The sequence below is a fragment of the Variovorax sp. KK3 genome (genome assembly GCF_001984055.1).
Lineage (GTDB): Bacteria > Pseudomonadota > Gammaproteobacteria > Burkholderiales > Burkholderiaceae_C > Variovorax.
The window spans coordinates 1-9,096 of record NZ_LYVO01000143.1; the positions used below are offsets into that span (position 1 = coordinate 1).

Consider the following 9,096-nt stretch of genomic DNA (forward strand, 5'->3'; position numbering starts at 1 on the left):
GAACCGACACAGCGCCGAGCCGCCTGAACCGGCGACCGAGGACAGCGTGGACGAGCGCGTCTACGCCGCCGTCTCGCAGGCCCTGCTGAGCGGCCGCCTGCGCCCCGGGACGCCGCTGCGCGAACGGGCCTTGGCCGAGGCGCTGGGCTGCACGCGCGGCGCCATCCGCAAGGTGCTGGCGCGCCTGGGCACCGAAAAGAAGCTGGTGCTCGAACACAACCGCGGCGCCTTCGTCCCCAACCCGTCCGTCGAAGACATGCAGGGCATCTACCGTGCGCGGCGCATCGTCGAGGCCGGCCTGGTCGCCACCCTGTTCGGGGAGCTCACGCGCGACCAGACCTCGGCTCTGCGCAAGCACGTGCAGGCCGAGCAGCGCGCCTTCAAGGAAGACCGGCGCGCCGATTCGATCCGCCTGGCCGGCGACTTCCACTTGCTGCTGGGACAGATGGCGGCCAGCGAGGAACTGCAGTCGTACCTGCAGCGGCTGGTCGGCAACACCGAGCTCTACAAGGCGCTCTTCGACGCACCCGAGGCCGCCTGCTGCGCGCCGCGGGAGCACGAGCAGATCATCGAGGCGCTGTCGGGCACGTCGCTGCCGCGCGCGCTGGCTGTGGCGATGGCGCACCTCGACGAACTCGAGCAGCGCGTGCTGGCCGGCGCCGCCGCCAGCCGGGCGCCCGACGACCTGTCCAGCCTGTTCACCTCGATCGCGCCGCCCGCACCGACGGCACCGAAGGCCACGGCGAAAAAGACCGCTGCGCCTACACCCAGCCCGCGCGCCGGAAGCGCCAGTAGAGAAAGCCGCAGAGGCTCACGATCAGCGTGATGGCGGCGTAGTAGCCGTAGCGCCATTTCAGCTCGGGCATGAACTCGAAGTTCATGCCCCAGATGCCGGCGAAGGCCGTGCACACCGCGAAGATGGCCGCCCAGGCGGCGAAGCGCTTGGTGACCTCGTTGTCCTCGATGCTGACCATCGACAGGTTGACCTGGATGGCGATGGCGATGGTGTCGCGGATGGCGTCGATGGTGTTGTTGATGCGCCCGAGGTGGTCCACCACGTCGCGAAAGTATTCCTGCGAGCCGGCGCAGATCTGCGGCACCCGGCCGCCGTGCAGCTTGCCGGTGCCTTCGAGCAGCGGCGCGACCGCGTGCTTGAGCAGGGTCAGCCGCTGCTTGAGCGCGTAGAGCTGCTTGATGTTCTCGCGCGCGGCACCCTTGTCGAAAATGCGCTGCTCGATGGTTTCGAGCTCGACCTCGAAGGCGTCGATGACCGGGAAGTAGCGGTCGACCACCGCGTCCATGAGCGCATAGAGCACGAAGCCGGGGCCGGTCTTCAGCAGTTCGGGCTCGCGCTCGCAACGCTCGCGCACCTCGACGAAGCCGTGCTTACTGCGGTTGCGCACCGACACCACGTAGTTGCCGCCGACGAAGACGTCGAGTTCGCCGACGGTCAGCGTCGTCGACGTGGCGCCATTGCCGCCCTTGTCGCCCTCGTCGTCTTTGTCGCCCTTGTCAGCCTCGAGCAGATGCATGACCACGAAGAGAGAGTCCGCATATTCCTCGACCTTCGGCCGCTGGTGGCCGTGCTGCGCGTCCTCCACCGCCAGGGGATGCAGTTCGAATTCCTCCCGGACCTCTTCGAGTTCTTCGGGCGTCGGATCGTGGAGCGCGACCCAGACAAAGCAGCCGGGCAGCGAGGTGTAGTCGCTGATGTCGGTGACGGGAATGTCGGCCAGCTTGGTACCGTTTTCGTAGACGACGCAGTTGATGAGCATGCGGGGCCGGGGGCAATGGTGGGGACGGGCATCTTGCCACGCCGCCTGCCGGGCGGCAGGCCTCGCGCTTGGGCGGGGGCACCCTGCCCAATCGCGAACGGCATGGCACCGGCGGACCGCTATAACGGGGCGTCTGCTCCCGTCTTCCTTCACGAGCCCCGCCCCGCCTATGCCATCTGCCTCCACCGCCTGGATCTGGATCCCGCTCGTCCTGTGGGCGGCCGCGATGCAGACGGTGCGCAACACAGCGCAGCGTTCGCTCACGGCGCAGACCGGCACGCTGGGCGCGACGCTGGTGCGCTTTCTCTACGGGCTGCCGTTCGCCGTGCTGTGGCTGCTGGTGCTGCGCGCACTGCCGGGCGAGGCGGGGCCGGCGGCACACTTCGGCGGCACCTACTTTTTCTGGCTGCTGCTCGGCGCGGTCGCCCAGATCGCCGCCACCGCCTTCCTGCTCGCGGCCATGCGCGAGCGCAACTTCGTCATCGGCGTGGCCTTCTCCAAGACCGAGGTGCTGCAGGTGGTGCTGTTCGGGCTGGTCTTCCTGCACGAGTTGCCGGGCCACGTGGCGCTCGCGGCGATGGTGGTGGCGACGCTGGGCCTGGTGCTGCTGTCCATGCAGGGTGCGCAGGCCGGTGGCTGGAACGCGCGTGCGGCGATGTTCGGCCTGGCCTCGGGCGCCGGCTTCGCGCTGTCCGCGATCGGCTACCGCGGCGCGGCGCTGCAGGTGCCGGAGCTGTCGCCCTGGATGGCCGGCGCCTGGGGCGTGGTGTGGGCGCAGGCGGCCCAGTCGCTGTTGCTGGGCGGCTGGCTGGCGCTGCGCTCGCCGGCCACGATGGGCGCCGTCGCGCGGGCTTGGCGCGTGTCGCTGGCGGCCGGCCTCGCAGGGGCGCTCGCCTCGATCGCGTGGTTCACGGCCTTCGCGCTGCATTCCGCGGCAGAGGTGCGCACGCTGGGCCTGGTCGAAGTGTTCTTCAGCTACCTGGTGTCGCGCCGGCTGCTGCGCGAGGAGCTGTCGCGGCGCGAGAAGATCGGACTGGGCCTGGTGCTGCTGGGCCTCGTGGGCCTGTGCCTGCAGGCATGACGGCCATGAACGCTGCGTTCAGGCCACGCGACGCGCGGCCGGCGCTTCCTGCCCTTCAGGTGCGACCTGCAGCGTCACGCCCTTCACACCGCTCACGCGCACGCGGCGGCCGGGGTACAGGTCGCCCGTTCCCGTCACGGGCCAGTAATCGCCTTCAATTTGCGCCCAGCCTTCGCCGTCGGCGAACTCGACCAGTTCGCCCGTCGTGCCCATCAGCGTGGTCACGCCGCCGACCGCCGGCCGCCGGCTGGCGCGCGCCGACATGCCGGCCGCCACGATGATGAAGAGCGCCGAGAAGGCGCTGCTCAGGGCGATCACCCAGATCGGCACGCCGAAGCCGGGCGCGTCGTTGTCGATCAGCAGGATCGCGCCGTAAGCGAAGGCCGCGATGCCGCCGAGCCCCAGCACCCCGAAGGTCGGCAAAAAGACCTCCGCGATGAGAAGGGCCACGCCGAGGAGGATCAAGGCCATCCCCGCGTAGTTGATCGGCAGCATCTGCAGGCCGAAGAAGGCCAGCGCGAGGCAGATCGCGCCCAGCGCACCGGGCAGCTTGAAGCCCGGATTCGAAAACTCGAACAGCAAGCCGTAGATGCCGATCATCAGCAAGACCAGCGCCAGCCCGGGCTCGGTGATGACCGACAGCAGGCGGCTGCGCCAGTCGGCCTCGACGATGAGCAGCTGCGCGCGCTGGGTGGCCAGGCGAACGGTGCCGCCCTCCATGGCCACGTCGCGGCCGTTGACCTGCATCAGCAGGTCGGCGACGTCCTGGGCCATGTAGTTGACGACCCGCGCCTTCGACGCTTCCTGCGCCGACAGGCCGACCGGCTCGCGCAGCGCCTGCTCCGTCCATTCGGCGTTGCGGTTTCGCAGCAGCGCCAGTTCGCGGATCAAGGCGACGGACTCGGGCGCCAGCTTCGATCCGGGCTTGACGGTGCCGAGCCTGGACGACGGCGTCATGGCCGCGATGTGGCTCGCATACACGATGGCCGCCGCGGCCCCGCCGGCCCGCGCATCGCCGGGCGCCACGAAGGTCGCGACCGGAATCGGCGAGGCCAGGATGTCCTTGACGATGCTCTGCATCGAAGCGTCGAGCCCGCCCGGGGTGTCGAGCTGAATGACCGCGAGCCGCGCTTCTTTCTTGGCGGCGAGCGCGAGGCCGCGGCGCACGTAGTCGGCGGCGGCCGGGCCGATGGCGCCCTCGACCTGCATCAGGACCACCATGCGCGTCGCCTGCCGGGGCGCCGCCCCTGCGGCGGGCGCAGAAGACACGGCTTGGGCACCAGCCGTCGTGTGGGCCAGGAGGACCAGTCCCATCAGCCACGTCCAGGGGGAACCCATGCGGCAAATTCTAGGAGTGCGGGCGGCGGGTCATACGCTCGCAAGCCCTATGTGTCAGTCGACGAAAAGCAGCGCAGGCGATTCGAGCGGCACGCGCATCGCCTGGATGAATTCGGCCGCGACCTGCCCGTCGATGACGCGGTGGTCGAAGGAGGACGAGAGGTTCATCATGCTGCGGGGCAGCATCGCGCCGGCCATCATCGCCGGCCGTTCGACGATGCGGTTGACGCCGACGATGGCCACCTCCGGCAGGTTGATGATCGGCGTCGAGGCGATGCCGCCCAGCGCGCCCAGGCTGCTCAGGGTGATGGTCGAGCCGCTGAGTTCGCCGCGCGTGGCCTGGCCGGCGCGCGCGGCGGCGGCCAGGCGTGCGATCTCGGTCGCGCTGGCCCAGGGGTCGAGCGCCTCGGCATGCCGCAGCACCGGCACCATCAGGCCCGACGCGGTCTGCGTCGCGATGCCCACGTGCACCGCGCCGTGCCGGGTGAGCACGCCGGCCTCGTCGTCGAAGCGGGCGTTGACCTGCGGAAAGCGGGCCACGGCCAGCACCAGGGCACGCACCAGCAGGGGCAGCAGCGTCAGGCGCGGGCGGCCGTCGTCCCGGGCGTTGAGCTGGGCACGCAGTCGCTCCAGCTCGGTCACGTCCACTTCTTCGACGTAGCTGAAGTGCGGGATGCGGCGCGCCGATTCCTGCATGCGCTGCGCGATGCGGCGGCGCACGCCGGTGATGGGAATGGCCTCTTCGTCGTTGCGCTCGGTGCCGCGCGGGAGGGCGACAGCAGCTTGCGGCGCACGCGCGGCATTCGGATGGCGCGCCTGCCAGGCGTCGAGATCGGCTTGCACGATGCGGCCCGCGGTGCCGCTGGGTTGCAGCTGCCGCAGGTCGGCGCCGAGCTCCCAGGCCCGGCGGCGCACGGCGGGCGAGGCGATGGGGCGGCCGTGGTCCACCAGCTCCGCGGGTGCGTCGTGCAATCGTGCCGAAGCCGGGTTTGCAGGCGCTCGCGCTATTGCTGACGCCGACGCTGGCGCTGGCGGCGCGGGCGCAGGCACGGCGGACGGTGCGGGGGCCGGCACCGGCACCGGCGCATCGACCGCCGCCTGCCCCGCTCCTTTCACCTCGATGCGGATCAGCTCCGCACCCACCGCGATCTGCTGCCCGACGTCGCCGCCCAGCGCGAGCACGGTGCCCGCCACCGGTGACGGTATCTCCACGGTGGCCTTGTCGGTCATCACGTCGGCCAGCGGCTGGTCTTCGGCCACCGCATCGCCGGGCTGCACCCGCCAGGCCACCAGCTCGACTTCGGCGATGCCTTCGCCGATGTCGGGCACCTTGATCGCATGCACGCCCATTCAGTCCTCCATGACGCGGCGGAAGGCGGCGCCGACGCGCTCCGGCCCGGGGAAGTAGGCCCATTCCTGCGCATGCGGGTAGGGCGTGTCCCAGCCGGCCACGCGCTCGATCGGTGCCTCCAGGTGATAGAAGCAGTGCTCCTGCACCAGCGCCGTCAGCTCGGCGCCGAAGCCGCTGCTGCGCGTGGCCTCGTGCACGATCACGCAGCGGCCGGTCTTCTTCACCGAGGCCACCAGCGTGGGCAGGTCCAGCGGCCAGATGCTGCGCAGGTCGATGATCTCGGCGTCGATGCCAGTCTCTTTCGCCGCCGCCTCGCACACGTAGACCATGGTGCCGTAGGCGATGGCGGTCAACGCCTGGCCGGGCCGGAACACGGTGGCCGATTCGAGCGGCACGGTGTAGTAGCCCTCGGGCACCTCGCCCAGCGGATGCGCCGACCAGGGCACCAGCGGCCGGTCGTGGTGGCCGTCGAACGGGCCGTTGTAGAGCCGCTTGGGCTCCAGGAAGATCACCGGGTCGTCGTTCTCGATGGACGCGATCAGCAGGCCCTTGGCATCGCGCGGGTTCGACGGCATCACGGTGCGCAGCCCGCAGACGTGGGTGAACAGCACCTCGGGGCTCTGGCTATGGGTCTGCCCGCCGTAGATGCCGCCGCCGCAGGGCATGCGGATGGTGATGGGCGCGGTGAAGTCGCCGGCCGAGCGATAGCGCAGCCGCGCCGCCTCCGACACGATCTGGTCGCAGGCCGGGTAGAAGTAGTCGGCGAACTGCACTTCCACCACCGGCCGCAATCCGTAGGCGCCCATGCCGATGGCGGCGCCCACGATGCCGCCCTCGGAGATCGGCGCGTCGAACACGCGCGAGCGGCCGTACTTGGCCTGCAGGCCCTCGGTGCACCGGAACACGCCGCCGAAGTAGCCGACGTCCTGGCCATAGACGACGACGTTGTGGTCACGCTCCAGCATCAGGTCCATGGCCGAGCGCAGGGCCTGGATCATCGTCATGGCGGCCATGCGATCAGCCTTTCCGGAATGCGGCGACCTGCCGGCGCTGTTCCTGCAGATGCGGCGGCATGCGCTCGTAGACGTCCTCGAACATCGCGTCGGCGCCCGCCATGTGGCCGTCGGCCAGCGAGCCGTAGCGCTCGGCCTCCTTGAGCGCGGCGGTGACTTCGGCCTCCAGCGCGGCCTGCATGGCGGCCTGCTCCCCGTCCAACCAGGCGCCGAGCCCGCGCAGATGCTGCGCCAGCCGCGCGACCGGGTCGCCCAGTGGAAAGTGCTGCCAGTCGTCGGCCGGCCGGTAGCGCGACGGGTCGTCGGAGGTCGAATGCGCGCCGGCGCGGTAGGTCAGCCATTCGATCAGCGTGGGCCCCAGGTTGCCGCGCGCCCTTTCGGCGGCCCATCGCGAGGCGGCCAGCACCGCGAGGAAATCGTTGCCGTCCACGCGAAGCGACGCGATCCCGCAGCCCACGCCGCGCGCCGCGAAGGTGGTCGCCTCGCCGCCCGCGATGGCCTGGAAGGTGGAAATCGCCCACTGGTTGTTGACCACGTTGAGGATCACCGGCGCGCGGTAGACATGCGCGAAGGTCAGCGCCGTGTGAAAGTCCGCTTCGGCGGTGGAGCCGTCGCCGATCCAGGCCGATGCGATATGCGTTGCACCCTTGATGGCCGAGGCCATGCCCCATCCGACCGCCTGGATGAACTGCGTCGCCAGGTTGCCCGAGATCGAGAAAAAGCCCGCGCGCTTCATCGAATACATCACCGGCAGCTGCCGCCCGCGCAGCGGGTCGCGCTCGTTCGACATCAGCTGGCAGATCAGTTCCACCATCGAGACGTCGTCGCGCGCCAACAGCAGCCCCTGCTGCCGGTAGGTCGGGAAGCACATGTCGCCCTGCACCAGCGCGAGCGCGTGGCCAGTGGCGATGGCCTCTTCGCCCAGGCACTGCATGTAGAACGAGATCTTCTTCTGGCGCTGCGCGATGAGCATGCGGGCATCGAAGGCACGCGTCTTCATCATCGCGACCAGGCCCTTGCGCAGCAATGCCGGGTCGGCCTCCGGGGCCCATGGCCCGACGGCGCGGCCTTCGTCGTCGAGCACGCGGACCAGCGTGTAGGCCAGGTCGCTGGTGTCGGCCGGGGTGGCATCGACGGGCGGGCGGCGCACCTCGCCGGCACGCGAGAGGTGCAGGTACGAGAAATCGGTCTCGTGGCCCGGCCGGCCGGTGGGCTCGGGCACATGCAGACGAAGAGAGGGGGTGCCCTGGCTCATCGTTGTCGTCTCCGCACGCGTTGTGGTGTCGCGCGTCACCGGAGACTAGCGAATTTCGCGCTGGGCTGCAGCGCCGTCTGGTCGGCCGGGGCGCGCGCGGCCCATGCGGCACCGACGGGTCGATGCCCGGTGGATGTTCAGTCGATGCTGATGTTGGCGGCCTTGGCTACTTCGGCCCACTTCACGCGGTTGGCATGCACCGTGGCCTTGAACTGCGCCGGCGTCTCGACGCGCACCGTATTGCCCTGGCCTTCGAACTTCTCGCGGATGTCGGGCTGCTCCAGCACGGCACGGATGGCCGCGTTGAGCTTGTCGACGATGCGCGCGTCGGTGCCCTTGGGCGCGAAGATGCCGAACCAGATCGAGCTGTCGAAGCCTTGCGTGCCCGCGATGCCGCTGGAGGCGATGGTCGGCACTTCCTTCACCGCGGCCACCGGCTTGGCGGTGGTCACGCCCAACAGCCGCACTTTGCCGGCCTTGTACTGCGGCAGCACGGTCTGCACCTGGTTCATGATGCAGCAGGTCTCGCCGCGCACCACCGATGTGATGGCCTCGGGGCCACCCTTGTACGGCACGTGGACCATGTCGAGCCCCAGGCGCGCGTTGAACTCGGCAAAGGCCATGTGCGTGCCGGCGCCGTTGCCGGTGGAGGCGTAGTTGTACTTGCCGGGGTTCGCCTTCACCAGGTCGACGAACTCCTTGAGCGTCTTGACGTTGATGACGTCGGGATTGACGGTAAGCACGTTCGACACGTCGAGCACCGGTGCCACCGGCACGAAGTCGGCCTCCACGTCGAAGGGCAGCTTCTTGTAGAGGGCGGCGTTGCTGCCGTGCGTGGCGGCCGTGCCGAAAGCCAGGATGTAGCCGTCCGGCTTGGCGCGGGCCACGTACTCGCTGGCGATGTTGCCGGCCGCGCCGGACTTGTAGTCGATGACCACCGGCTGGCCGAGCTTCTGCGACAGCGGCTCCTGGATCGTGCGTGCCACCACGTCCACGCCCGAGCCGGCCGGGAAGCCCATGATCAGCGTGACCGGCTGCTGCGGCCAGTCGCCCTGGGCGAAGGCGGGCGGCGCGGCGAGCGCACATGCGGCGGCGCAAACGGCAAGGGCGACGAGCGGGCGGCGGGCGAGTGAGACGGGCATGGCGGTCCTGCGGGCGAAAAAAGCGAACGCGCATTGTGGCGCGAGGCTCATGCGGATTCGCGTCGAAGCTTATTCGACCGCTCGCGACCATTCTCTGCAGCTCGAGGCCTGCCTCTCGATAATGCGGGCCATGGTACGCCC

The 9,096-nt window shown here is 69.9% G+C and carries 8 protein-coding genes; 2 read left to right on the top strand and 6 right to left on the bottom strand.

Annotated elements, in window-relative coordinates:
* Positions 1-826, top strand: an 826-nt coding sequence (locus B0W80_RS33270; RefSeq protein WP_143684902.1) for a GntR family transcriptional regulator, incomplete at its 5' end; no start/stop codon positions are given.
* On the opposite strand, the gene corA is transcribed toward B0W80_RS33270, so the two are convergent.
* Complete coding sequence (corA, locus tag B0W80_RS33275) at positions 762-1,775, bottom strand: magnesium/cobalt transporter CorA (RefSeq protein ID WP_077003414.1); 1,014 nt, start codon at positions 1,773-1,775, stop codon at positions 762-764. The genes B0W80_RS33270 and corA overlap by 65 nt on opposite strands.
* Before the next feature lie 169 nt (positions 1,776-1,944).
* Here corA and B0W80_RS33280 point away from each other — a divergent pair, with 169 nt between their 5' ends.
* Positions 1,945-2,856 (top strand): DMT family transporter, encoded by a 912-nt coding sequence (locus tag B0W80_RS33280; protein WP_077003415.1) that lies wholly within the window; start codon positions 1,945-1,947, stop codon positions 2,854-2,856.
* An 18-nt stretch (positions 2,857-2,874) separates the two neighbouring features.
* On the opposite strand, the gene B0W80_RS33285 is transcribed toward B0W80_RS33280, so the two are convergent.
* From B0W80_RS33285 to B0W80_RS33305, 5 genes are all read right to left on the bottom strand, one after another.
* Positions 2,875-4,170, bottom strand: a complete 1,296-nt coding sequence (locus B0W80_RS33285; RefSeq protein ID WP_179107088.1) for a nodulation protein NfeD — start codon at positions 4,168-4,170, stop codon at positions 2,875-2,877.
* Between the two features lie 78 nt (positions 4,171-4,248).
* The gene (locus B0W80_RS33290; RefSeq protein ID WP_077003417.1) at positions 4,249-5,544 is read right to left on the bottom strand and encodes a dihydrolipoamide acetyltransferase family protein; all 1,296 of its coding nucleotides are present in this window, start codon (positions 5,542-5,544) and stop codon (positions 4,249-4,251) included.
* A complete protein-coding gene (locus tag B0W80_RS33295; RefSeq protein WP_077003418.1) occupies positions 5,545-6,558 on the bottom strand; it encodes an alpha-ketoacid dehydrogenase subunit beta in 1,014 nt (337 codons plus the stop codon).
* Between the two features lie 4 nt (positions 6,559-6,562).
* Positions 6,563-7,813 (bottom strand): 3-methyl-2-oxobutanoate dehydrogenase (2-methylpropanoyl-transferring) subunit alpha, encoded by a 1,251-nt coding sequence (locus B0W80_RS33300; protein ID WP_077003419.1) that lies wholly within the window; start codon positions 7,811-7,813, stop codon positions 6,563-6,565.
* 137 nt (positions 7,814-7,950) lie between these two features.
* The gene (locus B0W80_RS33305; protein WP_077003420.1) at positions 7,951-8,955 is read right to left on the bottom strand and encodes a tripartite tricarboxylate transporter substrate binding protein; all 1,005 of its coding nucleotides are present in this window, start codon (positions 8,953-8,955) and stop codon (positions 7,951-7,953) included.
* Between the last annotated feature and the right edge of the window lie 141 nt (positions 8,956-9,096).

Bases quoted from the DNA above. Each gene is read 5' to 3' on its own strand.
- corA (WP_077003414.1), bottom strand. From the start codon at position 1,775: ATGCTCATCAACTGCGTCGTCTACGAAAACGGTACCAAGCTGGCCGAC.
- B0W80_RS33280 (WP_077003415.1), top strand. From the start codon at position 1,945: ATGCCATCTGCCTCCACCGCCTGGATCTGGATCCCGCTCGTCCTGTGG.
- B0W80_RS33285 (WP_179107088.1), bottom strand. From the start codon at position 4,170: ATGGGACTGGTCCTCCTGGCCCACACGACGGCTGGTGCCCAAGCCGTG.
- B0W80_RS33290 (WP_077003417.1), bottom strand. From the start codon at position 5,544: ATGGGCGTGCATGCGATCAAGGTGCCCGACATCGGCGAAGGCATCGCC.
- B0W80_RS33295 (WP_077003418.1), bottom strand. From the start codon at position 6,558: ATGGCCGCCATGACGATGATCCAGGCCCTGCGCTCGGCCATGGACCTG.
- B0W80_RS33300 (WP_077003419.1), bottom strand. From the start codon at position 7,813: ATGAGCCAGGGCACCCCCTCTCTTCGTCTGCATGTGCCCGAGCCCACC.
- B0W80_RS33305 (WP_077003420.1), bottom strand. From the start codon at position 8,955: ATGCCCGTCTCACTCGCCCGCCGCCCGCTCGTCGCCCTTGCCGTTTGC.